Source organism: Psychrobacter sp. JB193 (assembly GCF_002285555.1).
In the GTDB taxonomy this organism is placed as follows: Bacteria; Pseudomonadota; Gammaproteobacteria; order Pseudomonadales; family Moraxellaceae; genus Psychrobacter; species Psychrobacter alimentarius.
In genome coordinates this window covers 14911-40913 of the sequence record NZ_NRGY01000002.1, presented here as the reverse complement: position 1 = coordinate 40913, position 26003 = coordinate 14911, and the positions used below count along the sequence as shown (strand labels likewise).

The window sequence follows — 26003 nt, the reverse complement described above, 5'->3', positions numbered from 1 at the left end:
AGCGACAGCATGAGCACGGGAAATATAGATATCGAAAACGATAGCGCCGACCAAATAGAAATCATCTATGAAGACGAATTTTTGGTCGCGATCAATAAGGAAGCAGGTTTATTGGTGCATCGCAGTTGGCTGGATAAAGGCGAGACGCGCTTTGCGATGCAGCTCACTCGTGATGCCGTCGGTTGCCATGTATTTCCGGTACATCGTCTAGACAAGCCAACATCAGGCGTGCTGTTGTTTGCCAAAAGCTCAGCCGTGGCGCGTATCCTGACCGAGGCGTTTACCGAACACAGCGTTACCAAGCACTATTTAGCCGTGGTGCGCGGCTTTATGCCAGAGCAAGGTAGCATTGACTATGCATTAAGCTTTCAACCCGATGCCATTGCTGATAAATTTGCCGATTGGGACAAGCCTGCTCAAGAAGCCGTCACTCATTGGCAAAGCTTGGCACAAGTTGAGCTGCCATTTTCGGTATCAAAAAAACATGATACGAGCCGCTATAGCCTTGTGCGCTTGAGGCCTGAGACTGGACGAAAGCATCAGCTGCGACGGCACATGAAACATGTCTTTCATCCTCTCATCGGTGATACCAGTTATGGCGATATACGGCAGACACGATTTTTTCGTAACCACTATGACTGTACGCGCATGCTATTACATGCTCAGACCTTGGCACTTAATCATCCCGTCACTGGTGAGCCATTATTGCTAAAAGCGGGGTTGGACAATCAATGGATGCGTATACTGGAAGCTTTTTCTTGGGTAGAGAGTGCTAAAGATTAAGCAGCGTAAAATTTAGCATTTGTCTTAAAAATTTATTTCAAAGTAGTCGAAATATTGGATCTACAGTATCAATACTTTAACTCGCTGAAATCAGTTTCAATAGTCTATAGCTTAAGGGAACCATCCAGTTTGTGCTATTAATCAATTCAAGCTATAAATAATTCTTAGCAGTACAATGCTTTTAGCAGTCTTCGGGTTTGAAATACACGTATCGAAATACTCAAAACAACCCTTTATATAAGAAAAAGCAGCTCACCATCATAAGCAGTACCGAAAAGCATTTTTTTAATAATGTTGGCGATAATTGATGCGCGACTTTTGCACCCACTTTTGCGGTGAAAAAGCTCATGACGCTGATCCCAAAAAAAGCATAAATATGTACAAAGCCGATCGCATTGGGAATATCGACGTGATCTTTCATTCCAAAGACCATAAAACCAAGTGCGCCTGCAATGGCAATGGGTAGACCGCAAGCAGCAGACGTGCCCACTGCTTTTTGCATCACCACGCCATAACGCGTGAGATACGGCACGGTTAAACTGCCACCGCCAATACCAAAAATAGCCGACGCTACACCAATGCCCGCTCCAGCCACTAGTTGCTTGGGCGTTGACGGCAATAAAGTATCGGCAGCGCTGACATCAGTAGCCAATCGCTTTTTGCCGCCAGTGAACATGTTAAATGCCACCCAAAGTAAAAATGTACCTACGATGAGCTGAAGATGAGTGCCTGAGAGTGCGCCTGCAATACCTGCCCCAAAAAAGCAGCCAATCGCCATGCCTGGTGTGAGATTTTTAAACACAGGCCACATTACCGCGCCTTTTTTATTGTGCGCCATGAGCGAGCTGATAGAGGTGACGATGATGGTTGCCAGCGAGGTGCCTAGCGCCAAATGCATGACGGTATCGGGACTATAGTCCATTTGGGTGAAGACGATGAATAACAGTGGCACGATGATCGTGCCACCGCCCACTCCGAACAGGCCCGCTGCAAAGCCTGCTACTGCTCCAATGATTAAAAAGATGATAAGTTCCACAGAATCGTTACTTTTGGTTAGAGGATGAAAAGGTGTGATTAAGCGCTTTCGACTTGACCCACTTGATGATATGCGCGATTGAAATAGACCAAGCTTTCGTCTGCCTCGCCTTCTCGCTCAGCATGTTTGATAGCAACGACGCGGCACATAAAAATACTGTGCGTGCCCATTGCCTGCACCTGCTCAATCTCACAATCAAAGCTGACCAGCGCGTCTGCTAAAACGGGCGCGCCTGTGACCAACGTGCCCCAAACGCCTTGTTCAAATCGCTCTTTAGAGCATAATTTGGACGCAAAAGTATTGGATAGCGACTCATGCCTCGCGCTCAGCACATTAACGCATAAGGTTTTATGATCAACGAAATGACCATGTGAGCGCGCCGCCTGATTCATACAGACCAGTAAGGTTGGCGGGTTATCGCTGACACTACAAACGGCGGAGGCAGTAAAACCGTGTGCGCCTGACTCCCCTTCTGTGGTAATCACACTGACCGCTGTCGCAAGCCGCGCCATCGCATTTCTAAAATCACTGGCTTCAATCATCATATATGTCCTAAATTTATCGCGCATCGTACGCTTAGCGCGCCAGCTCTTGACGAACCAGTTCAGCACCAGCGCTTAGCGCCTTTAACTTGCCTCGTGCCACGTCGCGAGACAACGGTGCCATGCCGCAATTGGTCGACGGGTAAAGCTTATCTGCATCCACGAATTGTAAGGCTTTTCGTAGCGTGTTTGCCACTTCTTCTGGTGTTTCAATGGTGTTGGTTGCCACATCGATGGCACCAATCATTACTTTTTTGCCACGAATAAGCTCAATCAAATCCATTGGGACATGAGAGTTTTGACACTCAAGTGACACAATATCGATCTTTGATTGTTGCAGCTTGGGAAATGCTTGTTCGTATTGACGCCACTCTGAACCCAGCGTTTTTTTCCAATCGTTATTGGCTTTAATGCCGTAACCATAGCAAATATGCACAGCGGTTTCGCACTTTAAGCCTTCGATGGCGCGCTCTAATGTGGCAATACCCCAGTCGTTTACATCATCAAAGAACACATTGAACGCAGGTTCATCAAACTGAATGATATCCACGCCAGCCGCTTCTAATTCTTTGGCTTCTTGATTCAAAATTTTAGCAAACTCCCACGCCAATTTTTCACGGCTTTTATAATGCCCATCATACAAAGTGTCAATCATCGTCATTGGACCTGGCAGTGCCCATTTGATTGGCTTGTCGGTCTGCTGACGTAAAAACTTGGCATCGTCTACAAATACAGGTTTTTGGCGACTTACGTCACCAACGACTGATGGCACACTGGCATCGTAACGGTTACGAATGCGAACCGTCTCACGATTTTCAAAATCGACGCCATCGAGATGTTCAATAAAGGTGGTGACAAAATGCTGACGGGTCTGCTCACCATCACTGACGATATCGACGCCTGCATGCAACTGCTCTTGCAGTGACAAACGTAACGCATCTTGCTTGGCTTCAACCAATTGCTCACCTTCTAAAGCCCAAGGTGACCAAATCTTTTCAGGTTCGGCAAGCCAAGAGGGTTTCGGTAAGCTGCCAGCGGTCGACGTCGGTAATAATATTTTCATTTTCAATGTATCTCTTATCTATTTATTTTTTATATATTGGGAGTGTCTTATTTCGGCCACTTTGGCGTATTAAGCAGCGTGCTTTTTAACCCTCTCTTTTTCGACAGAGTAGTTTGCCGCCCATTGCTCAAGAATGGACTGGTATGGCTTGATAAACTGCTCTTCAGTAATCTTTCCTTGCTTCACCGCCAATTGGCTGCGCTCTTCACGATCATACACAATCTGCGTTAGTGAATAATCCTGATACTTAAGACTGGGTTGATACACTTCACCTGCAGTAGAGTTGGCATTGTAGATTTCAGGGCGATAGATTTTTTGAAACGTCTCCATCGTACTAATCGTACTAATCAGCTCAAGATCGGTGTAATCACTCAGCAAATCGCCTGCAAAATAAAACGCGAGCGGCGCTGCACTGCCCGTAGGCATAAAGTAACGAACGGTCAAACCCATTTTGTGGAAGTAATCATCCGTCAACGAATATTCGTCCTGTCTATACTCCACCCCCAATACAGGATGCTGATTGTTGGTACGGTGATAGGTTTTGCTGGTGGAAACACTCAGGCAAATCACAGGCTTTTTACTAAAATTGGCTTGGTAAGCCTTTGAGTTCAATAAATACTGAAATAGCTTGCCATGAAGGTCACCGAAATGTTCAGGTGGCGGTGAGGTTGGGTTTTTGTCGAAATGATCTGGCAGTACGATGCTAAAATCATAATCACGTACATAAGACGAGAAGCTATTGCCAATCATACCGTCGATACGCTTGTTGTCTTTATGATCAACAATGGTCGTCTTCAGCGTCTCAATGACAGGAAAAGTATCTCCATTGCCCTCGATGTCCATGTTTGCAGAAACAATATCAACTTCTACAGAATAGCGGTCCGCTGTTGGATTATCCCAATGCGCCAACGCGTTAAAACGATTGTTTATCATTCTAAGCGTCCTGCGTAGGTTCTCTTGACGGTGCTCACCGCGAGCCAAATTGGCAAAGTTCGTGGTTAAACGTGTGCTGTCTGCAGGATGATAGTCTTCATCAAAACGGATGCTCGAAATTGAACAAGTAAAATTGTTACTCATGGCAATTCACTACCTTATAATCAAATATGAAACCAAATTTTTGTATAAGGGAATTATGCCTGAATCAATACATGAATAAAAACGACTTAACTTTAACTAAAGATGAATACAATTCATGTTAGAAATAAAGTTAAACTCGGTAGCGTGAAAATCAGAGTGGTATCGACAGTGTATTTGAGGAGTAAAAATCTGATTAAAGATAGAATGTAGAAGAAATAATAGTCAGTAATCGCTTATTTATAACAAAAGGCAGCAAGATAACTCATATTAATAGGTATCTTGTGTCATTAGTTATTTTAATCCTGCCCTAAGCTGTCCAGTTATAAACTTAGGATCATACTGGTGATCAAGTCATATCCAATGCATTATAGTTGACTATGACTAGTTGATATTTATTTCATAACTGAAATCTTTTGCCAATCCGTACGACTCTCTGTATTCGATTGGATCACCCTTTAGGTTCTTAGCAACGCGGCATACCTTAACCAAATTTTCTTGTGCCTCATTGCCTAAATAAGAATCGACATGCCCGGTGATAAAAAAGAGTTTTTCGACAGCAGACGAGACAAACTGTCCGCACGTTTTGTAATAAAAAGGATATAAGAGATTTTCAAAATCTTCGGGCGCCAAGCCTACAAAAGGCTGGTACATACTTTTGGGTAACCAGATTCTTTCACTCAACATGACCGTATTTTCGACGATACGTACACGTTCTATATAAATGAGTTCTTTGTTTTTACTGATGTTTAATTTTTTATTGATGGCATCGACAGCTTCTATTGTTACAGCCTTTTTGACCACACCCGTGGGTACGACATAGCAAGCATCTTTATCACGGAATTTGAAAAACCTTGATAACGAACCTTCAAAATTTGGTCGTTTTAAGAAAGTACCTCTGCCCTGTTGCTTCATGAGGACCCCTTCTTCTACCAGCTTCTCGACGGCTTTACGAACCGTTCCTACCGATACTTGGTATTTATCTGCAAATTCCTGTTCGGTAGGTAGTGCGGTATTTTCATCCCATTTACTTTCTGTTAGCAAAGTCTGAATATGCCAGCGTACTTGCTCATACCGTGGCATCTTGAATTGTTTGAAGTTTGTTAACATTTTTTCCACCACAATAAAGAGAGTATTAAAGGCTGCTTAATCTCGTTGAGCGTTGTTAGAATCCCAAAAGTAGAACTTATTTGATGACACTATCTTAAGCCCTAAACAAATTTAATATGTATCATTTTAATGTTAATACTCGATTGGGTTTTTATAGGCAATCTTATCTAATTAACGTGTGCTTTTTTGCTATTATTTCACTCAATCAATAGCACTTTTAAAGCTTGTACGATTTTCTAATCTAGAACGCTATTTGTCAATATTATCGTGATGCTCTTTAATCCATAAAAATTGCTATGGATTTTTATAGAATTCATACAGTTAAGGTCAAGGAGTAGTCATGACTCTCTACATTATAGCCGCCATTGTGATATCTATTGCGCTCGGCTACAAAACGAAAATCAATATTGGCTTATTTGCTATCGTATTTTCATACCTGATCGGTTGCTTTGGTATGCAGCTAAGTGCTTATGAAGTTATTAAACTATGGCCACTCAAAATTTTCTTCGTTATTTTGGCAGTGACTCTCTTCTACAACTTCTCTCTTGCCAATGGTGCTTTGGAAAAACTGTGTGAACATTTGATATATAAATGTCGACATTTTCCGGCATTTTTGCCGTTGGCTATTTTCTTTGCCGCCACGATTGTAGCAGCTTTGGGAGCCGGCTATTACACCGTGCTCGCTACTATGGCGCCAATGATTTTATTGTTATCTCAAAGAACCAATTTAAATATTATTATTGCCACCTTGTCGGTGAACTATGGGGCGCTCGCAGGTGCCAATTTTATTACCTCACAGAGCGGTGTCATTTTTCGAGAGCTTATGAGTGGCGCTGGCGTGGCAAATGACAATACCTTTACTTACGGTTTAGGAATATTTGCTGCAACCTTTTTGATGCCTGTGGTTCTATTGGGTATTTATAGCTCTATCAATGCCAAATCTAGCAAAATAGCAATTCAAACCATCGTACCAAAACCTTTCGATAGCAAACAAAAAAAATCTATCATGCTAATTTTCATTATGATGGCCACGGTACTTATTGTGCCTATTTCAAACCTACTCATACCAAATGTAGACACGATTGAGTTTTTGAACGCTCGAATAGATATTGGTTTTATCGCTATTTTTTTCGCTTTAGTAAGTTTGGTTTTGAAGCTGGGTGATGAAAAAACAGTGATTGCCTTAATACCGTGGCATACGCTCATTATGATTTGCGGCGTTGGTATGTTAATCAGTTTGGGTGTGGAGGTAGGGGTAATTTACGAGCTAACAGAATGGCTCAGTACCAACGTACCTATTTGGTTGATACCCACTTTATTGTTCATTATTAGTGCAATTATGTCGATATTTGCCAGTACGCTTGGGGTCGTTGCTCCTACGCTATTTCCTATGGTACCAGCCTTGGCTGTGGCCTCTGGTTTAAACCCTTTTTTCTTATTTATCTGTATCGTAATAGGGGCTCAAAGCTCATCGATCTCGCCTTTTTCATCAGGCGGCAGTCTAATATTAGGAGCAGCACAAGTACACATCGATAAAAATAAGCTTTTACATATTTTGTTGTTTAAAGCCGTACCTTTAGATATTGTTGTTGGCATAATAGCGATTTTATTTATCCAAATCGTGTTTTAACTGCTACTAAAAAAGAGATTTATATGGATTACATGGATGCTCATGCACATGTATTTTTACACCATGATACGTTTCCAACGACTGCGCGCTATCGACCCACTTATACGGCCAGCGTAGAAAGTTATATTGAACAGCTCGATAGACATGGCTTTCATAAAGCAGTGTTGGTTCAGCCAAGCTTTTTGGGCACGGATAACAGTTATATGTTAACCGCTCTTTCAAAGTATCCTGAGCGTCTTAGAGGTATTGCTGTACTATCAAACACCACAGACGCTTCTACATTGCGATCACTAGATAAGCAAGGCATTGTTGGCATACGTATCAACCTGTTTGGCATCACTTGTCCTGATCTCACTAGTCCGCAGTGGAAAGCTTTTTTATCACAGTTGGCCGACATAAATTGGCAAGTAGAGATTCAGGCACCGCCTGTTTATTTGATCCAGTTATTACCAATACTGAAGCCATACAGACTCAATATTGTGATTGATCATTTTGGTCGATTTAATCCTATCAAAGGTGTACAAGATCAGGAATTCCTTCAACTGTTAGATATGCTTGAGCCTGAGAAGCACTGGGTCAAAGTATCTGGATATTATCGGTTGGGAAATGAGATAGGTATCCAAAACGCTAAAGACGCTCTTAAATTATTAATGCAACGTAATATGAGAAATCATCTGATTTGGGGTAGTGATTGGCCTCATACTCAAAATGAGAGCCAAATCAACTTTACCAAAGCGCTGACCACTTTCAAAAAAATTATAAATTGCGACGAATTGGCAGCACAGATATTGACCACCAATAACACCAACTTGTTTACATTCTAAACTGGTTGGCTGTTGCTATCTTAGCATCTTCAAAATTAGAGTAACTGCCAGTTTACAGGTCATGTCGTCTATAGTCCCATACTCAATCGCGGTATCCTACCACTAATTGCAAACCAATCAGTATCAAAAAATACCGTCATTGCATTGTGCATTTTTTCAGCACATCAGTCGTAAATAACTGATTTAAAATACATTTATAATGATTGACGAGTCTCTTGTGCTTTATATCATATAGAAAAAGTAAATTATTTTGACCATTATTGAATGGTTCAATGACTTGGGTTGTTTCACTTTTCGATTGACTCCCTATAAATAATATTCATACATACATACATATGTTTCTTGTCATTCGTAAAATATTCTGTTACTTTTGCATAACATTGAAAGTTATCTTGTCACAAAATTTGTTAATCCAAATGAATCTTGCATTAAGATTTTATGTAATAACTTTCCTGCCTGAATCAAAATTTTATTGATTTTTACTGAAAAAATACACACAAGGAGTGTCGTGTGAACAAACTATCCTATCTGGCTCTTGGCCTTTCTGCACTAACTCTTACCGCCTGTAACAATGCAAACGAAACTGCAAGCGCAGATGAGTTTTCTGGTCCTTCACGTCCAGAATGTATTGCACCAGCAAAACCAGGTGGCGGCTTTGACTTGACTTGTAAACTTGCTCAAGCAGGCCTTAGAGACACTGGCATCTTGACAGATCCAATGCGAGTCACTTATATGCCAGGCGGCGTTGGTGCTGTTGCTTACAACAAAATTGTTGCCAATGACCGCAGCAATGAAGACGCTATCGTTGCCTTCTCTACTGGCTCTATCCTTAATTTATCGCAAGGAAAATTCGGTAAATTTACTGAAAAAGACGTGAAGTGGCTAGCAGGTGTTGGTACTGACTACGGCGCTATCGCTGTCAATGCTGAATCACCTATCAAAGATCTAGCAGGATTGGTCGCTGAGCTTAAGTCAAATCCAAAAGCAGTTAGTTTTGCCGCTGGTGGTAGTGTTGGCGGTCAGGATTGGATGCAAACGGCAATTTTGGCCAAAGCCGTTGGTGTTAGCCCAAGCGATATGACTTATGTAGCGATGGAAGGTGGCGGTGAAGCCATCACAGCGGTAATGGGCAACCATGTTACTGTTGTGAGTGCAGGTATTGCTGAGATCATGCCACAAGCCACTGCTGGCAAATTACGCGTATTGGCTGTGTTTGCAGATGAAAGATTGGGTGGCAGTATGGCTGATGTTCCTACGGCCGTAGAGCAAGGCTATGACGTTACTTGGCCAGTCGTCCGTGGTTATTACATGGGTCCAGATGTCAGCCCTGCTGCTTATGACTGGTGGAAAGCGAGCTTCGATAAGATGCTTGCCGATCCAAAATTTGCCGAATTACGCGAGCAGCAAGAGCTACTACCTTTCTCTATGACGGGTGAAGAGCTTGAAGCCTATGTTTATAAGCGTACAGGTGAGCTGCGTGAGTTGTCTGCTGAGTACGGTCTTGTTGATGCTGCAGCTAAGTAGCACTACTCAGACTATATCCCCTTAATGATTGAATACTGAATTTTATAGTATTTATCGAAGGTTGACAGATGAGACATCTCTCAACCTTCTTATTTTAGAATTTAAGGAATACCTCTATGACAATGGAACGTGCATTTTCTGGATTAATGGGACTATTTAGCTTATTTTTGGTCTATTTAGCTATTGGTTACGTTGCTCCTATTGCCTATGATCCCATCGGCCCTCGGCCCTATCCTATTTTAATTTTTTCACTGATGGCACTTTTGACCTTAGTTATTGCCTTTCGTCCAGCGCGATTTACCAAAATCATCGATTTAGGCTATAACAAGGTCGTACTTAGAAATCTTGTTCTGTGTGTCAGCGTATTGCTGATCTATAGTTTGATATTTGAGCCTTTAGGTTTTGTTGTTGCTACCACACTGATGTGTTTTGCGGTTGGTTTATTATTTGCTGGCAACCCTGTTAAAAGCCTTATCTTTTCAGTTGTGATCAGTATCGCCCTGTATGTCTTATTTGACATGGCTTTGGACGTCATTCTGCCACTTGGGATATTATCAGGAATAATGGGATAGCTATTATGGAAACTTTTGATTTTTTGATGCACGGTTTCGGCGTAGCGATGTTGCCCAAAAACTTACTGATTGCGCTGATCGGCGCTTTTATTGGTACTGTTGTGGGTATGTTGCCTGGCCTTGGCCCGATTAATGGTGTGGCAATTCTACTACCTTTCGCATTTGCTCTTGGTCTGCCACCAGAGAGTGCGCTTATCTTACTGGCAGCGGTTTATCTTGGTTGTGAGTATGGTGGTCGTATTTCTGCCATTCTACTGAACGTACCGGGGTCTGCTGCAGCGGTTATGACTTCATTGGATGGTAATCCGCTGGCAGTGCAAGGTAAGGCAGGTATTGCCTTGTCCATCTCTGCGGTTGCCTCGTTTATTGGTTCTACGATTGCGACTATTGGTGTGGTCTTGTTCGCACCTCTATTAGCTAAATGGGCGGTGTCTTTTGGCCCTGCTGAATACTTTGTATTGATGGTATTCGCGATTTGCTGTTTGAGCGGTTTGGTCGGTGATCAACCTATTAAGACCGCTGTATCAGCGTTAATCGGTTTGGGTCTGGCGACTGTCGGTGTCGATGCGGTGACTGGTATTTATCGTTATACTTTTGATTCAGTCAACCTATCTGACGGTATCCAATTCACAACGATCGTTATTGGTTTCTTCAGTGTCAGCGAAATCTTGATTTTGCTCGAAAGAACCACTACTGGTGGTAAATTAGTTGCGCAAGGTAAGCGTAGCTTATTCAACCTAAAAGAGTTTCTCTTTACCGTTGGTGCCATGTTACGTAGTGGTGCAATGGGTTTCTTCGTTGGTATTTTGCCTGGTGCAGGCGCGACGATTGCGAGTGCAATGACCTACGCTAGTGAACGTAAAATTGCTGGCGACAGTGGCAAATTTGGCGAAGGCGATCTACGTGGCGTTGCATCACCAGAAGCGGCTAACAATGCATCAGCATGTGGTTCATTTGTACCGATGTTGACATTAGGTGTTCCTGGCTCTGGTACAACAGCGGTGATGATGGGTGCGTTGACTTTATATAATATCACGCCAGGTCCACAGCTATTCACTGAACAGCCAGATATCGTTTGGGGTCTTATCGCCTCTCTGTTTATTTGTAACGTTATCTTGTTGGTCATGAACATTCCTTTGGTAGGTTTCTTCTCTAAGCTACTGAACGTACCAAACTATATCTTGATTCCATCAATTGCTGCCATCAGTTTTGTTGGTGTCTACTCTATCAATAGCACGACTTTTGATATGGTATTCATGGTAGCACTTGGTATATTTGGTTATTTCTTACGTAAACTGCATTTCCCTCTATCAGCCCTTATTCTAGGCTATGTACTAGGAGAGCTTATGGAGTCTAATCTACGTCGTGCTCTCTCTATTTCACAAGGTGAGATGTCTATTCTATGGAGTAGCCCAATCACTGTGTCACTATGGGGTCTTGTAGTCGTCATGATATTCATGCCAATTATTCGTAAGATGTATCGTAAGCGCTTTAAGAAGACTGCTGTTTAATCTATCGCAAGTCTGCTTATTCGTTTTCTCCGGCGGTGGTCATACTCTATGTATGGCCACCGTTTTTTTATGAATGATAAATATGCAAGTTGTCTGATGAAATAATGATGGCTTAGTAGAAACATTCACCTATATATGCCATTCCCCATGGCACATTTACACATGTCTCTTAAAATATGTGATGGTGTATTTAGCCCATAAATGCTCTACTGGGAACCCCCTATCTTCGTTATTTAAAAACCTAGAAATGAACACTTTTTAATGGTCATAATTTGGCTAATTTTTAATTACTTCTTACAAAGCCGTCCTTTTATTCTCAAAATAATACCGTTTGTCGTTTACACTCTCTTTATATTTTACTATCTAGTATTCAGTCCTTCATAAAGGAAGTTAAATACGGTAATAAATATAACGGTAATGACAGATATATTTCATAACTTTAAGATTTTAATAGAAAAAAAATAATTGAATTTTAGATATTCTTCTAATGTAGCGCTACTTTGGTTCAGTACATATTCTCAATATAAATCAAATATTTAACGTGCAATTAGGTATAGCCTGTATTACAATTGAATAATAAAACAGACAAACGGTTAATATTTTGGATAGACGGTTTACATTTATATATAAAAACTGAATTCCCATAGATAAACAACTTACAACTGTAGACTAGAAATATCAGACTAATGTAATTTCTATCGACCGATATAGCACTGTTTAATCCTCATTTGAATATTTTCTTAATCATTGTCTCAACACTTGATACCCACTGGAGAATTACCATGCAATTTAATAAAACCTTAATGACCGCTGCTCTACTAACTATTGGCGGATTTGCCTCTGTTTCTGCGAGTGCTGCCCTTGATACTAACGTTGATAGTAGCTTCAAGGTCCAAATGACAGTTGAAAAGAGCTGTACAGTAATAGCAGGCAATAATATTAGCTTAAGTGCTAGAGCTGACGCTATTGCTCCAGTTGGAAATAGTGCCTTAAGTGTTGCCTGTTCTTTAGGTACTCCTTATAGTATTGCGATGTTACCAACAGGTGGGGCTTCTGGTACAGGCACTTTGAAACCAACTGATACTGAGACTAATACAAATACAATAGCCTATCAGTTGGCTACTGACGCAGATGGCAATAATGTTTGGACTGCGGGAATAGGTGGAGAGGAGACAACAGGTGGTACAGGTACAGGTACCTCTGAAAGACAAGACTTTACAGTGTATGCAAAATTGACAGGAGACATTACTACGGTTCTGCCAGATGTTTATAGTGATACTGTCACAGTTTCAGTAGCTTACTAATATTTATGCATAATCTTTGCCTACGCTATATCGCAAAACCTTTGCTGATCTCCGCATTGCTACTGTCCTCTAGTTTAGCCGTAGCAAGTGGCTTACAGGTATCCCCTATCTCTTTGAGCTTACAAGCTCGCGAGAATGCCAGTGGTCTGACACTTAGTAACTCTGGTAACGATAAGGTACGTGCGCAAGTGCGTGTGTATCAGTGGTTACAGGATGAGCAAGGCGATCAGTTGACACCTTCACGAGGACTGCTCGCCAGCCCGCCGATGATTGAGATAAATCCGGGTGAAAAACAACTTATTCGAATTATCCGTGCAAAGGCACCACCGCAAGGTTCAGGCGCTGTAGAGGATGCTTATCGTGTCTTGGTGAATGAGCTACCCATCAAGTCTGATAAACAAACGACGGGATTACAATTTGCGCTAAGCTATTCTCTACCCGTCTTTGTGCAGGCAGTGGGCGTCACCGAGACCAGTCCACAATTGCTGTGGAGCACTCATCTACAACCTGATGGCAAAAAGGTAAATTTGCGTGTAAGCAACCGTGGCAATGGCCATGCTCAATTGGCTGGTCTAAGCTTTGTGGATACAGCAGGTAATAGTACGGTTATTAATCCAGGGCTACTAGGGTATGTGCTACCTAGTGCCACTATGAATTGGACGCTGAATATACCGTCCTCTGTCCTGACATCGGGTGGTAAATTCAAGGTTATGATGAATGGTACTCAGACAACGCCAGACGTCACGATGGATACGTCCACTCGTTAATGTAATTTTTCTACAGTGCGTGGCAGTATCTGCTAGCCACGCTGTAGAACTGAATGACATTGCTGCTACAAACATGGTTTCTACAGACACTGCTCCTACAGAGACTGACAATACTGAACTCTCCCAACTTAACCTAGACAGCTACAATTCTGATGATGAAGCTGGACTAGATCTCTATCTAGATGTCACGCTAAATGGTGCGAGCGCAGGTTTAACGCATTTTTACTACCGTGACGATGAGCTTTGGGCAAGTACCCAAATTCTGCAAAAACTTGGGTTTATCATTCCCTCAGATGCCACCAACATCATAGCACTCAATAACTTACCTAATCTAAAAGCTGACTATAATGCTCGCCAGCAAACACTCAATCTCGTCGCACCTTTAGCCATGCTCAATTTGGACACTACCGTCCGCAGTACGCGTATCAACAAGCGTCCGCAGCCCACTGCTTCCCCTGGTATGTTACTCAATTATAATGTCTATGGTACGCAAACTGAGAATAGTGCCAAAAGTCTTAGTGCTTATACTGAAATACGTGCCTTTAATCAGCATGGTGTGCTCAGCTCGACTGCACTCACAACTGCCAATCACGCGGCAACCATTAGTGGCAGTAGTGATTGGAATAATCGAAGCGTTCGCCTAGATACCAATTGGAGCCAGTCTTTTCCAGACAAGCTCATCACCGTCCGTGCAGGTGATATTCTTACAGGCGCTCTATCCTGGACACGATCGACGCGTTTGGGCGGTCTACAAATCGGTACCAACTTTGATCTTCAACCCTACCGCTCAACCACGCCATTGCCTTTATTTTTTGGTGAAGCCACATTACCATCGGCAGTAGAACTCTATGTAAACGGCCTAAAACAATATAGTGGTGACGTACCTGCTGGTCCATTTGAACTCAATACTGCTCCTAGCTTTAGCGGTGCAGGTACTGCTCAGCTAGTCGTAACTGACGCACTAGGACAATCTACAACACTGAATTTCTCTTTATATGATGCACATCGCTTGTTGCAACCTGGGCTTTCTGACTGGTCGGTGGAGATTGGTGCTGTGCGTGAGAACTATGGCATTCATTCTTTTGATTACAGTGATGATGTGGCAGCAAGTGGCACATGGCGTTATGGCGTGAATAACCGCTTTACCGCAGAAACACATGCCGAAGTGACCAGTGGTCTCAGTAATGCAGGGGTTGGTGGTACGTGGTTACTTGGTAGGTCAGGCGGTATATTGTTTGTCTCATTAGCAGGCAGCGAAAATCGGAGCCAAAGCGGATTGCAATACAGTGCAAATTATTCATGGAATAATAGTCGTTTCAATATTGGTCTCGGAGCTACCGGTACTAACGGCAATTACCGCGATGTGGGTACGCAATACGGCTCTGCCCCTGCTCGCCGAAGTGAGCAAGTCTCAGCGGGTTATAGTACGCAATCTTTAGGACGTTTTGGTGTCAGTTATAACCAAGTAGCACAAGTTGAGCGCGAGACCACACAATTTGCCAGTGCCTATTGGTCGAAGTCATTTGGTCGACGACTCAGCTTAAACGCCAATTATAATCACGATGTCAATGATTCCAATAATAACAGCGCTTTTTTGAGCGCCTCTTTTTCCCTAGATCGTAATATCTCACTGAATAATAGTGTGCAGTACACCGATGACAGCACTGTCTTTGCAACTGATATATCACGGCCTGCGCCAAGTGCAAGTGGCTTTGGCTGGCGAGCACAAGCGCAGCACCGTCTAGAAGAGAGTGCTGATAGAGACGACAGTACAGGTGGTCTTGCAGAGTTAAGTTACCTTGGGCGTTATGGCCGAGTACAAGCAGGTATCAGTAGCAATGCCAACAACCGTGCAAGCTATGCGAGTGCTAGCGGTGCGCTGGTTAAAATGGGCGGTGGTCTGTTTGCGGCGCGTCAAATCAACAACGGCTTTGCTGTCATCTCAACAGGAGGCATTGCCAATGTGCCAGTATTATTGCAAAACAGTCCTATTGGTACGACCAATAGCCGCGGCTTATTATTGGTATCACCACTGAATGCTTACCAAGACAATAAAATCGGTATTAACCCCTTAGAGCTGCCTGCTGATTTACGTATCGATAAGGTGAGTATCGATGCCACACCTACAGATCGCGCAGGTATATTCGTTACTTTTGGCATCACGCCAGTGCGCGCAGCCTCTGTGCTTCTAACAGACAGTAGTAACCAACCACTGCCTCTTGGCAGCCAAGTACGGTTGATGACCAACACAGAAGTACCCTCGACTGTTATTGGTTTTGATGGCGAGGTATATCTCGACACGATCGATGAGCACAATGTACTTGAGGTGACGACGCCCTCTGGTGAGATTTGCACTGTTGGATTCGATTATTTCAAGCAAGGTGATGAGATCCCTCTCATTGGTCCTTTCATTTGTCAAAAGGAACAACCATGATAAATATTTTTCAATGGCGTTACAGCTTCTTGGTAATACCAGTCATATTGTGGTTGTCGATAAATAATGCACAGGCTGACACTACTTGCACAGCAAGCATGAGTACGAATACTGTCAATATCAGTAATACTATTACTCCAGTCAATGCCAACGATGCCCAAATTACTGCCACTTTAAACTACAGCTGCACTAACAATACCGAATCGAGTAAATATGTTTCGGTCTGCCTTGGGGTTGGTAATAATGACAATGGTACTTCTCTGAACCCACGCTATCTGACTGCATCCAATAATGCTAAGCTGGCTTTTGCTATGACATTGCCAGATGGTTCGTTCTGGGGAGAGGATAATGACTCTGTTTACCAGCCGCCACCTTTTTTTATTGCTTCCAATGCAACGTTTACTGACAGCGTCGTTATTAAGTTCGCTTTGTTGCCAGGCTTTGGCAATACATTAGCCATGCAGGGCGTTTATAGTAATGATTTTAGCGGTAATCACACAATACTAACATATCAATCCACCGCCGATTCAACGCCGATTGGATGCGAAACAGAATCTTATCAACAAAGTCAGTTCCCATTTAAAGTACAGGCTACTGTTGTTAATGCGTGCAAGATTAACGCTACCTCTAATATTACTCTTGGTAGCCATCCAGCAAGCGCAACCAGTTTTACAGGTAGCAACAACAGCGCCATTGATATGACCTGTACCAATGGCGCGCCTTATAATATTGGATTAGCGCCCGCTAATGGCAATATAAATGGTCAAGGTGTTATGATTGATACCGAAAGTGGAACCCATCAACTTCCCTATCAATTATTTTCAAACCCGACGGACACGATATGGGGTAATAACGGTAACACCTATGATACGTTAACCAATGGACTCCTTGGTACAGGCAGTGGTACTGTGCAACTGCATACCGTCTACGTGACTGTTCCAAACGCTGATGTTAAACCTGCCAGCTACTCTGACACGGTGACCGTTAATGTAAATTACTAGTCGGCTTATTGCTGATATTGAAATATTTGTTTAGAAAGTAATTCACTATCATGTGCTAAAAAAGCCGAGACTCAGGCCATAAGTCTCGGCTTTTTCATGTTTTATATATTGCTCAATATGAGTGAGCTTAATAGTTACTGCTTTGCTGCTTTGCTGCTTCAATCTGAATGGTCAAATCAACCTTTTCAGTGATACCTAACAAGGTATATTTACTGATTCCCCATTTTGTCCGATCAATAGTGGTTGTAAAGTCACCGCCACACACCGATTTTTTCAATATATAACTAAAATAGCAGTTAAACTTTGTAGCCGTTAAAGTCACTGGATTGGTCTGACCATGTAGCGTGAGCATACCGTCTACTTTGGTGACCACTGGACGATTTTTATCCCTCTGAAAATGCCATTTGGTGGATTCAAAACGAGCCAGTGGAAATTTTTCGATATCAAAAAAATCTGCACTTTTAAGCGCTATATCAAAGGCTTTGTCGCCTGTCATCAAACTGTTCAAAGGAATGATAAGCGAGACATTGCCTATATTGGCCTCTGGATCGTATTCTAACTGACCTGTTAAGTTATAAAAACCGCCAGTGTTGGTAGAGGTTTTAAAGTGGTCGATCGCGAAGCGTACATTAGTATGCGTGGGATCTATATGGTAAATAGTAGCAGCATGACTACTTCCCACCACCCATGCGCTTAGTAATAAACCAGTGAGCGCTTTATGATAAAAGCGTATAGTGCTTAAAGATAAAAATCGGTACATGATGACATTCCTTTGTGGTAGTACAGTTTGGGTCAATCACATCCTATGTGATGGTCAGTCTCTCCATTTGATTATATAGCAATGACAGGATCAGACTTCATTGATAAGTATCGTCCTGTCATTACAATTGAACCAGCATTACTGACGCTCTCACTTCTCTAGCTAGCTTATTTTTCGGTAGTAACACTTGGTTTTCCACTTGGCACAAGCCATTTGGCAAACCAACCTGATAGGTCGTCCATCAAGGTATAAACCACTGGAATCACGACCAAACTCAATAAGGTAGACGTCACAAGCCCGCCCAACACAGCTGCTGCCATCGGACGTCTAAACGTAGGGTCAGCATCTCCCCAACCAAATACCAATGGCAACATACCTGCACCCATCGCGATGGTCGTCATAATGATGGGACGCGCACGTTTACGACAAGCATCGACAATCGCCTCAAAACGTGCCAAACCACGACGCTGTGCAATCAGGGCATAATCGACCAGTAAGATAGAGTTTTTGGTTGCGATACCCATCAGCATAATAAAACCAATCATGGATGGCATTGAGAGACTACTATTAGTAATAACCAAGCCCACAAAAGCACCGCCAATCGAGAGAGGCAGCGCCATTAAAATAGTAAATGGTTGCAATATACGGCCAAATAGCAAAATAAGGACGCCTAAGATACAAACCACCCCTACCGACATAGCGATGATAAAACCATTAAATAGCTCCGCCATGTTCTCTGCTTGACCTTGATCAATAATCGTAATCGATGACGGCAATGTCTGCATAGCAGGGACCGCTTTGACTGCTTGCACCAAATCCCCAAGCTCGCCATTTGCCGGCTGAACCGTAATACTAATCGCACGCTCTCGATCAAGCCTGCTGATCTGTGCAGGCCCTGTACCAAAATCAAGGTCAGCGACCTCGCCTACACGCACACCTTGTCCTGCTGGTGCAGCGCTAGGAACGTATAACCCTTCTAATTGACTGACGTTTTGCTTGGCAACATCTGGCAGACGAATAACGATAGGAATCTGCCGTGTGTCTAGATTGAGTTTGGACAAGCGCTGTTCATAATCACCAACGGTCGCGATCCGTAATGTCGTTGCGATATCTTGCGTGGTCACGCCCTTATCTGCCATTGCAAGCCTGTCTGGCGTAACAGTAAGCTCCTGTCGCGGCAAACTGCGGTCACTGGTCACTGAACCTGCACTAGGCAATGCTCGAATCTCCGACATAACTTGCTGAACAGTCTGTTCAAGTAACTGCGGATTGGTACTGGTCATAGAGAAGTTATAACCACTCTCACCGCCACTTGATAGACCAACGGTAAAGCGCGCACCAGGTACTGCTGACAACACACGACTAATTTTTCGTTCAATCTCTTGTTTAGATGCTCGCTCGGCTCTTGGCGCCAATACAATATCTAATCCTGCGATATTCTCTGCTTTGCTGCCACCACTTGAGCTTGAGTCCATCGTGGCCTGTGCTTCGCCAATGGAAGAAAAAATATGCGTCACTTCAGGCATCGCCAAAATACGCTCGCTTGCTAGCGCAGCAACTCGCTCAGTATCTGCCAACGCTACATCAGGCGTCAGTTCAATCTCCACACGGGTTTGATCGATATCATTATCAGGAATAAAAGACGTGGGCAATAACTTCACCAGTGTTAAAGAAGCCACAAATAATATCAGTGTTGCGCCTATCGTGATCCAACGATGATGCAGTGTCCACCCTACTATTTTAAGATACCAACCCATCAGCGCGCTTTGTTTTTCAATATGCTTTTTTTCTGGGCGCAGGATATAAGCGGCCATCATTGGTGTGATTAAACGTGCCACCATTAGTGACGCAAAAATCGATAGGGCTGCCGTCCAGCCAAACTGGCGAAAGAACTGCCCCACAATCCCGCCCATAAAGGCTGTTGGCAAAAATACGGCAATCAGAGTAAAGGTAGTAGCGACGACCGCTAGGCCAATTTCATCAGCTGCCTCCATCGCTGCTTCATAAGGCGTCTTACCCATGCGAAGGTGGCGAATGATATTTTCAACCTCGACGATCGCATCATCAACCAATACGCCAATCACCAATGACAATGCCAATAGCGATATGATATTGAGACTAAAGCCAAATAGGTACATACCCAAAAAAGTAGGTATGACAGACAGCGGCAACGCAACGGCGGCTACAATGGTGGCTCGAATATTGCGTAAGAATAAGAAAACTACCACGACTGCTAATAGACCACCTTCAATCAGCATACGTAACGACGCTTCATAGTCCTCAGAAATGGGCGTCGCTCGATCGTAGACTTTTTCAATAGTGATGTTGCCTTCATCTGCCGTGAGCTTTGCCAATTCTGCATCGACCAGTGCCATCACATCAACTTCACTCGCCCCTCGTGATCGGGTGATATTAAATGCCACCACTGTTTTATCGTCCAGCTTGGCAATAGAGCTTGGGTCAGCAGCACCATCCGTAATTTGTGCCATACGCCCCAGTGCTTGCGTGCCCCCTGTCGGAACAGCCAATTGCAAATCATTCAGCTCGCTGGCGCGCTCAACAGCGCCAAGTACCCGAATGGTCTGAGTGGTTTTGCCCACTTCAGCTTCACCGCCTGAACTGTCTTGCTGAATACCCGCTATTTGATCCGATAATTGGGCAATCGAAAACTTCAAACCACTGAGCGTTATTGGATCAGCGGCAACGGTGATTTCGCGTTGCAGTCCGCCAATACGGCCGACCGTACTGACACCCGGAATATCGGACAAACGCTTGGTGACAGTATCATCAACAAACCAAGACAGATCCTCCACACTCATGTTTTCAGCCGAAACAGAGTAAGTCACTACAGGGAACCCGGCAGTCGAAACCTTGGTAATGATTGGGTCATTGGCAGCTGCGGGCAGATCGCCCCGCACCTCACCGACTGCCGAGCGCACATCATCGACAGCTTCTTGAATGTCTTTTTCTAACACAAACTCAGTGACCATGGTGGCCGCGCCCGTTTGTAGCGTCGTTCTGATATGCTTGACACCTTCAATACTGGTAAGCTTATTTTCTACCTTTTTTGCAATATCGTTTTCCAGCTGTGAAGGGGCAGCGCCTGGTAAGGTCACCGTGACCACGACCGCTGGCAAGTCAATATCTGGAAACTGCTGCACCTTCATTTTCATAAAGCCATAGATGCCGCCCAATGTCAGCAGCACAAACAACAAAATGGCGACCAGCGGGTTTTTAATTGAATAAGCGGAGACGTTTAAGCTCATACGCGCGCCTGCGTGGCTGTGCCAGTTGAGTTATTGGTTGTGGTATCTGCTTGATTGTTGGTTAGACCCATAGTGGTAATGAGACGTACCAAGTCTCCATCATTTAAGAAACTACCGCCTTGCTTCACCACTTGGCTATCATTAGGTAGCGGCTCTGTGATCGCCACATTGTCTCCAAGTCGTTCGCCCAACGTCACTCGCTGCTGCTTGATACGACCCATGGTCTTACCGTTTTGCGTCGTTATGTTGGTCACCAGCATCACATAATCGTAGCCATCATTACTTACGATGGCGCTGTTCGGTATGGTTTGCGTACTGGTACTGCCCAATAGGAATTCTCCCGTTTGGAACATGCCTGCACGTACTTTGGCATTGTTGGCTAAACTGGCATAAATGGTAATTTGACGGTTGTCAGCGGCGGTCGGTGCAATACGAGTCACCTGCCCCATGACTGAATCACCGTCTGGCAAACTGACACGTACCGGTGTACCGATACGAATGTCGCTGACCAGTTTGGGATCAATCTCTGCTCGCCATTCCAGAACGCCACCTTTGATAATCGTAAATAAAGGCTCACCACCAGCGACCATACCAACTTCAGCCATTTTTTCACTGATAACGCCACTGACAGGCGCAACCACATTGGCATTTTTTAGTGTCAATTGCTGATTGCTCAGACGCGCTTTTGACGCCTGCAATGCAGCGCGAGCTTTTACCTCAGCCGTACGATAACGATCCGCCTCTTGTTTGCTGATCGCGTCGATATCTATCAGTGGCAGAACGCGGACAGCATCAGCGCTAGCATTGGCAAGCGTTGCTTCCGCTTCTGCCACATCAGCTTCTGCCTGCAAGACTTGCTGCTGCATGGCCTCCGTATCAAATATGGCCAACACTTGACCCACTTTGACGCGATCACCTTCTTCAACCAATATTTGCTCAATGGCAACACTATTTACTTTGGCACTGACATTCGCCGTGTCTTTGGCATTGATCGTTCCATCAGCACTTAAGGTCGCGCCAATATCGTCTTGATTGGGCATCACTGTTTCTACCGATAGTACAGCTGGCTCCTCACTAGCAGTGCCGGTATTGGAACCGTCATTTTGCTCAGTCGCAGAGGTTGTTGACCCATCCATTCCTTCTTCATCATTACCGCCCCAGTACTTGCCAAGCAAAACGCCAACAATAAGCACCCCTACCAGTACGGGTAATAGCCACAGTGGCATCTTTGCAGAAGACTTGTGAGTATTGGCATCAGATTGACGGTATGGTGGTAGTTCAGAATCAGATGATGACTTGGGATTGGGTTCTTTAAGATCGCTCATGATCACTCTCTATAAATACGGATAATAATAAAAGCAGCCTTTAAACACTCACTTAAACAATTACTAAAAAACAGTCACGGGTCAAAACACCCTACAAATTAGGGGTTAGCGCGCTTTCTTTTTGCAATAAGCCCATTGCGAAACTTTTTGCAAACGATTTAAGTTGTTGTTGTAATTCTGGTTGTTCATAAATCGAACCGCCAAGCGTGGCTTGTTGTAACGACGAGTCAGTAAACATACCGATGGTAAAATAAAGCAAGGTGAACAGGCGCAATGGCTTAGTATGATCGTCAGTGGGACCAAGAAATGTGGACAGATAGCCTTGAAATCGTGCCAATACTTGAATGTCATGTTCAAATAAAGTCACCATTTCTGGGTTGTTTTGCACTGAGATATTCTGTGACGCGAGCTTAGCAATTGCTGGATTCTCAATCAGTAAATCCAAAGTTTTATCGATCCACTGCTCTAACGCTTGGGTAGGCTCAAGTGTGCTATTTGCAATCGCGGCTTCCGTTTGGGATACAAAAGCTAACAGCTGACGAGCATGCATTCTACAGACCGCTTCATACAGCGACTGCTTACTTTGCCAGTGAAAGTGGATGGTGGAGATATTCTTGCCAGATGCTTTTGCAATGTCTCGAGTAGTAACCGCTTTAAAGCCTTTCGTCGAGAACAGCGTTTCGGCGCATCGTAAAATTGAGGCGGCGCTACTATGCGGCTCAGATTCGACTCGATCAAGCGCGGTTTCAAAGTCAATTTCGGATAATTTTGTCATGGATTATTATTAATCAATCAATTGATTGAGTCAAACTTTTTAGATGTCTAAATAGTATATAACAATAGTCACTTAGTGGGTTGCAAGGAAGTCAGTAAAATTGATCTAGGTTCATTAAGACAATACTGATGATAATTGTTCATCACACACTGATCAGTATTATCAAAAAATGTGAAACTAACCGATCATTAGAGCTAGGGTTTTGAAGTAGCCTAGTGACCAAAACTCTACGACTAATCATTTAGTACCAGCCATTTAATACCAGCCATTTGATATAAGCCATTTGATATAAGCCACTGACACTGCCAGTCATTTTAAGCATTGGTATAACGACTGGCCTCTGGCATCCAGCGATGAATAAGTTGGCTGACATCTGCTTTGCGTGTAGGGTCTACAATCAAATGCTTGGCCAGACGCTGAGCAATGGCAAATAATTGCTCATCACGAATCAGGTCAGCCAAATAATATCCGACGTTACCCGTTTGGCGTTTACCCAACAGCTCACCCGGTCCACGCAGTTCTAAGTCTTTTTGCGCAATGACAAAACCATCTGTGCTGTCACGCAGCACATTTAAGCGCTCCGTTCCCGTCTCAGACAAGGGCTTTTGATATAGCAAGACACAATAGCTCTTGGTCGAACCACGGCCCACTCGGCCGCGCAACTGGTGCAATTGCGACAATCCCAAACGCTCGGCATTTTCGATGACCATGAGTGACGCATTGGGCACATCAACCCCAACTTCGATAACCGTGGTGGCAATCAATAAATCTAGGCTGCCCGCTTTAAACGCTTGCATGATGGCTTGTTTTTCAGCGGACTTCATCTTGCCGTGTACCAGTCCAATGCGAATATCTAAGCGCTCATTTAAATCCTCATAGGTCGCTTCAGCCGCTTGCGCGTCCAGCACACTAGACTCTTCTACTAGCGAGCAAACCCAATACGCCTGCCTACCCGCTTCGCAGTTAATGGCAATACGCTCAATCACATCGTCACGGCGATTGCGATCAATGGTGACCGTCGTAATTGGGGTTCGTCCAGGTGGTAACTCATCAATGATTGAGGTATCCATATCACCATAAACACTCATCGCCAGCGTACGCGGGATTGGCGTCGCGGTCATGATCAACTGATGCGGCGTACTTTTGGCCACGCCCTTATTGGTCAATGCCATGCGTTGCTCGACACCAAATCTATGTTGCTCATCAATAATGACCAAGCCCAATTTGGCAAACTGTACTTGTTCTTGAAACAGCGCATGCGTGCCAACCACCACCTGTACTGTGTTGTCGCTCACCGCTTCTAATGCTTCGCGGCGCTGCTTTGCCGTTTGTTTACCAGCAAGCCAGCCCACACCAATGCCCAATGGCTCAAACCAGTTTTTAAAGTTGAGCAGATGCTGCTCTGCCAAGATTTCTGTTGGTGCCATCACCGCCACTTGCCAGCCGCTATCAAGCGCATACCCTGCTGCCCCTGCGGCAACCAACGTCTTACCAGCACCCACGTCACCTTGTACCAGCCTAAGCATGGGGATTGAGAGTGCCATATCAGCAGTGATGTCTTTCATGACTCTTTTTTGCGCACCCGTTAGATCAAACGGCAATGCACCAAACAACGCATCAGCAAGCGCGCTTTTGGTCGCGCACTTAGGTGCTTTGTGTTGGTGCAATTGCTGACGACGGTATAGTAAGCTCAGCTGATGGGCCGCCAACTCTTCAATGATCAAACGCTGACAAGCCGCATGCGTGCGCGCACTTAATTGTGCCAACAGCTTATATTGTTGGCGAGCATCGGTGTAAGTGGGCGGCGTGTGCAGTAATACTAAAGCTTCAAATATCGTCAAATTATAGACATTGCTATTGGCTACTTTAACCGCTTCAGGATTGATATTTTGATTGCTATCATCAGCCGCAGGATAGATATTATTGACATTATGGTCTGGCACACTACGTGCCAATGTAGAAAAGATATCTTCTGAATACTCAGACTCTATTGCGAATGGCTTCGTCGGTTCAAAAGGCACCAATGGCAAATCAGCGACCACTGAAAAATCTGCCGCCGTTAACAACGTCATCGGCAAACCTTGACTGCGAACGGTTTGTAAAGCCAGTTTAATCAATGTACGCAGCTTATTTTGATGTAAGCCTTTGACGCTTGGATAAATGGGCTGCAAACCCGTATTCGTCACAGCGATACCATCCGTCATGATTTGATATTCAGGATGGCTCATTTGTTTACCGTAACGGCTTACCTTAACTTCGCCAAACAGCTGTAGTCGCGACCCCAAACTCATCGTTTGGGCAAGACCTGGATATACTTTAAAAAACCGCAAAGAGATCGTGCCAGTATCATCATCTATCACAACGGTCATTCCGCTGCGTTTATTATCGACATGCACGACCCGTCCCGTAATCAATGCGGATTGCCCATGTTCAACCTCAGCAATGGACAGCGAGCGGCTTCGATCCTCGTAATCCCGAGGTAAATGCAGTAGCAAATCAAACACGCGCTTGATGTTCAATTGTGCCAACTGTTCAGCGACTTTTGTTCCAACGCCTGCCAGCGCAGTCACTGGCATGTCTAGTGCTGAGACAGGCAAATCAGACCTAGTATAGTCTGATGAATGAATGGACGAGTGACTAACAGACATCGACGATCCTAACAATATGATGGATAAAGGTAATAGGTTTTTCTATATAAGATA

Annotated in this window: 20 protein-coding genes; 10 read left to right on the top strand and 10 right to left on the bottom strand. The window is 44.0% G+C overall.

Annotated elements, in window-relative coordinates; genetic code table 11:
• The first annotated feature begins 9 nt into the window (after nucleotides 1-9).
• Nucleotides 10-783 carry a tRNA pseudouridine(65) synthase TruC gene (gene truC / locus CIK80_RS07900; protein ID WP_095570357.1) on the top strand — a complete coding sequence of 258 codons (774 nt, stop codon included), beginning with the start codon at nucleotides 10-12 and terminating at the stop codon, nucleotides 781-783.
• Nucleotides 784-1003: 220 nt separating this feature from the next.
• Here the strand turns inward: truC and CIK80_RS07895 are convergent, their stop codons facing one another.
• The 5 genes from CIK80_RS07895 to CIK80_RS07875 all read right to left on the bottom strand — a co-directional run bounded on the left by CIK80_RS07895 (nucleotide 1004) and on the right by CIK80_RS07875 (nucleotide 5608).
• Entirely contained in the window at nucleotides 1004-1819 is an 816-nt protein-coding gene (locus tag CIK80_RS07895) for a sulfite exporter TauE/SafE family protein (protein ID WP_095569593.1), read from the bottom strand.
• A 38-nt stretch (nucleotides 1820-1857) separates the two neighbouring features.
• A complete protein-coding gene (locus tag CIK80_RS07890; protein ID WP_095569592.1) occupies nucleotides 1858-2361 on the bottom strand; it encodes a flavin reductase in 504 nt (167 codons plus the stop codon).
• Between the two features lie 34 nt (nucleotides 2362-2395).
• Nucleotides 2396-3424, bottom strand: coding sequence for a methionine synthase (locus CIK80_RS07885; RefSeq protein WP_095569591.1), 1029 nt, complete (start codon nucleotides 3422-3424; stop codon nucleotides 2396-2398).
• A 69-nt stretch (nucleotides 3425-3493) separates the two neighbouring features.
• Nucleotides 3494-4501, bottom strand: coding sequence for a DUF1852 domain-containing protein (locus CIK80_RS07880; RefSeq protein ID WP_095569590.1), 1008 nt, complete (start codon nucleotides 4499-4501; stop codon nucleotides 3494-3496).
• Between the two features lie 381 nt (nucleotides 4502-4882).
• Nucleotides 4883-5608 carry a GntR family transcriptional regulator gene (locus tag CIK80_RS07875; RefSeq protein WP_095569589.1) on the bottom strand — a complete coding sequence of 242 codons (726 nt, stop codon included), beginning with the start codon at nucleotides 5606-5608 and terminating at the stop codon, nucleotides 4883-4885.
• A gap of 340 nt (nucleotides 5609-5948) precedes the next feature.
• Here CIK80_RS07875 and CIK80_RS07870 point away from each other — a divergent pair, with 340 nt between their 5' ends.
• From CIK80_RS07870 to CIK80_RS07830, 9 genes are all read left to right on the top strand, one after another.
• Nucleotides 5949-7238 (top strand): SLC13 family permease, encoded by a 1290-nt coding sequence (locus CIK80_RS07870; protein ID WP_095569588.1) that lies wholly within the window; start codon nucleotides 5949-5951, stop codon nucleotides 7236-7238.
• Nucleotides 7239-7261: 23 nt separating this feature from the next.
• Nucleotides 7262-8062: an amidohydrolase family protein gene (locus CIK80_RS07865; protein ID WP_095569587.1), complete on the top strand. Its 801-nt coding sequence runs from the start codon at nucleotides 7262-7264 to the stop codon at nucleotides 8060-8062.
• A 510-nt stretch (nucleotides 8063-8572) separates the two neighbouring features.
• Entirely contained in the window at nucleotides 8573-9586 is a 1014-nt protein-coding gene (locus CIK80_RS07860) for a tripartite tricarboxylate transporter substrate binding protein (RefSeq protein ID WP_095569586.1), read from the top strand.
• Nucleotides 9587-9708: 122 nt separating this feature from the next.
• The gene (locus tag CIK80_RS07855) at nucleotides 9709-10158 is read left to right on the top strand and encodes a tripartite tricarboxylate transporter TctB family protein (protein ID WP_257011717.1); all 450 of its coding nucleotides are present in this window, start codon (nucleotides 9709-9711) and stop codon (nucleotides 10156-10158) included.
• A gap of 5 nt (nucleotides 10159-10163) precedes the next feature.
• The gene (locus CIK80_RS07850; protein WP_095569585.1) at nucleotides 10164-11669 is read left to right on the top strand and encodes a tripartite tricarboxylate transporter permease; all 1506 of its coding nucleotides are present in this window, start codon (nucleotides 10164-10166) and stop codon (nucleotides 11667-11669) included.
• Between the two features lie 782 nt (nucleotides 11670-12451).
• The gene (locus CIK80_RS07845) at nucleotides 12452-12973 is read left to right on the top strand and encodes a spore coat protein U domain-containing protein (protein ID WP_095569584.1); all 522 of its coding nucleotides are present in this window, start codon (nucleotides 12452-12454) and stop codon (nucleotides 12971-12973) included.
• Between the two features lie 5 nt (nucleotides 12974-12978).
• Entirely contained in the window at nucleotides 12979-13740 is a 762-nt protein-coding gene (locus tag CIK80_RS07840) for a fimbria/pilus periplasmic chaperone (protein WP_095569583.1), read from the top strand.
• Entirely contained in the window at nucleotides 13691-16174 is a 2484-nt protein-coding gene (locus tag CIK80_RS07835; RefSeq protein ID WP_095569582.1) for a fimbria/pilus outer membrane usher protein, read from the top strand. Before CIK80_RS07840 ends, CIK80_RS07835 begins: the two co-directional genes overlap by 50 nt.
• The gene (locus tag CIK80_RS07830; protein WP_095569581.1) at nucleotides 16171-17175 is read left to right on the top strand and encodes a spore coat U domain-containing protein; all 1005 of its coding nucleotides are present in this window, start codon (nucleotides 16171-16173) and stop codon (nucleotides 17173-17175) included. Before CIK80_RS07835 ends, CIK80_RS07830 begins: the two co-directional genes overlap by 4 nt.
• A gap of 127 nt (nucleotides 17176-17302) precedes the next feature.
• Here the strand turns inward: CIK80_RS07830 and CIK80_RS07825 are convergent, their stop codons facing one another.
• The 5 genes from CIK80_RS07825 to recG all read right to left on the bottom strand — a co-directional run bounded on the left by CIK80_RS07825 (nucleotide 17303) and on the right by recG (nucleotide 25949).
• Nucleotides 17303-17935: a YceI family protein gene (locus CIK80_RS07825; protein WP_095569580.1), complete on the bottom strand. Its 633-nt coding sequence runs from the start codon at nucleotides 17933-17935 to the stop codon at nucleotides 17303-17305.
• Nucleotides 17936-18102: 167 nt separating this feature from the next.
• Nucleotides 18103-21201, bottom strand: a complete 3099-nt coding sequence (locus tag CIK80_RS07820; RefSeq protein WP_095569579.1) for an efflux RND transporter permease subunit — start codon at nucleotides 21199-21201, stop codon at nucleotides 18103-18105.
• Nucleotides 21198-22526, bottom strand: coding sequence for an efflux RND transporter periplasmic adaptor subunit (locus tag CIK80_RS07815; protein WP_095569578.1), 1329 nt, complete (start codon nucleotides 22524-22526; stop codon nucleotides 21198-21200). Before CIK80_RS07815 ends, CIK80_RS07820 begins: the two co-directional genes overlap by 4 nt.
• Nucleotides 22527-22617: 91 nt before the next feature.
• Nucleotides 22618-23301: a TetR/AcrR family transcriptional regulator gene (locus CIK80_RS07810; protein WP_095569577.1), complete on the bottom strand. Its 684-nt coding sequence runs from the start codon at nucleotides 23299-23301 to the stop codon at nucleotides 22618-22620.
• Nucleotides 23302-23615: 314 nt separating this feature from the next.
• Nucleotides 23616-25949: an ATP-dependent DNA helicase RecG gene (gene recG / locus CIK80_RS07805; RefSeq protein WP_095569576.1), complete on the bottom strand. Its 2334-nt coding sequence runs from the start codon at nucleotides 25947-25949 to the stop codon at nucleotides 23616-23618.
• Between the last annotated feature and the right edge of the window lie 54 nt (nucleotides 25950-26003).

Excerpts from the sequence above, each read along its gene's own strand:
- truC (WP_095570357.1), top strand. The coding sequence starts at position 10 with ATGAGCACGGGAAATATAGATATCGAAAACGATAGCGCCGACCAAATA.
- CIK80_RS07890 (WP_095569592.1), bottom strand. The coding sequence starts at position 2,361 with ATGATTGAAGCCAGTGATTTTAGAAATGCGATGGCGCGGCTTGCGACA.
- CIK80_RS07885 (WP_095569591.1), bottom strand. The coding sequence starts at position 3,424 with ATGAAAATATTATTACCGACGTCGACCGCTGGCAGCTTACCGAAACCC.
- CIK80_RS07880 (WP_095569590.1), bottom strand. The coding sequence starts at position 4,501 with ATGAGTAACAATTTTACTTGTTCAATTTCGAGCATCCGTTTTGATGAA.
- CIK80_RS07875 (WP_095569589.1), bottom strand. The coding sequence starts at position 5,608 with ATGTTAACAAACTTCAAACAATTCAAGATGCCACGGTATGAGCAAGTA.
- CIK80_RS07870 (WP_095569588.1), top strand. The coding sequence starts at position 5,949 with ATGACTCTCTACATTATAGCCGCCATTGTGATATCTATTGCGCTCGGC.
- CIK80_RS07865 (WP_095569587.1), top strand. The coding sequence starts at position 7,262 with ATGGATTACATGGATGCTCATGCACATGTATTTTTACACCATGATACG.
- CIK80_RS07855 (WP_257011717.1), top strand. The coding sequence starts at position 9,709 with ATGGAACGTGCATTTTCTGGATTAATGGGACTATTTAGCTTATTTTTG.
- CIK80_RS07850 (WP_095569585.1), top strand. The coding sequence starts at position 10,164 with ATGGAAACTTTTGATTTTTTGATGCACGGTTTCGGCGTAGCGATGTTG.
- CIK80_RS07845 (WP_095569584.1), top strand. The coding sequence starts at position 12,452 with ATGCAATTTAATAAAACCTTAATGACCGCTGCTCTACTAACTATTGGC.
- CIK80_RS07840 (WP_095569583.1), top strand. The coding sequence starts at position 12,979 with ATGCATAATCTTTGCCTACGCTATATCGCAAAACCTTTGCTGATCTCC.
- CIK80_RS07835 (WP_095569582.1), top strand. The coding sequence starts at position 13,691 with ATGGTACTCAGACAACGCCAGACGTCACGATGGATACGTCCACTCGTT.
- CIK80_RS07830 (WP_095569581.1), top strand. The coding sequence starts at position 16,171 with ATGATAAATATTTTTCAATGGCGTTACAGCTTCTTGGTAATACCAGTC.
- CIK80_RS07825 (WP_095569580.1), bottom strand. The coding sequence starts at position 17,935 with ATGTACCGATTTTTATCTTTAAGCACTATACGCTTTTATCATAAAGCG.
- CIK80_RS07820 (WP_095569579.1), bottom strand. The coding sequence starts at position 21,201 with ATGAGCTTAAACGTCTCCGCTTATTCAATTAAAAACCCGCTGGTCGCC.
- CIK80_RS07815 (WP_095569578.1), bottom strand. The coding sequence starts at position 22,526 with ATGAGCGATCTTAAAGAACCCAATCCCAAGTCATCATCTGATTCTGAA.
- CIK80_RS07810 (WP_095569577.1), bottom strand. The coding sequence starts at position 23,301 with ATGACAAAATTATCCGAAATTGACTTTGAAACCGCGCTTGATCGAGTC.
- recG (WP_095569576.1), bottom strand. The coding sequence starts at position 25,949 with ATGTCTGTTAGTCACTCGTCCATTCATTCATCAGACTATACTAGGTCT.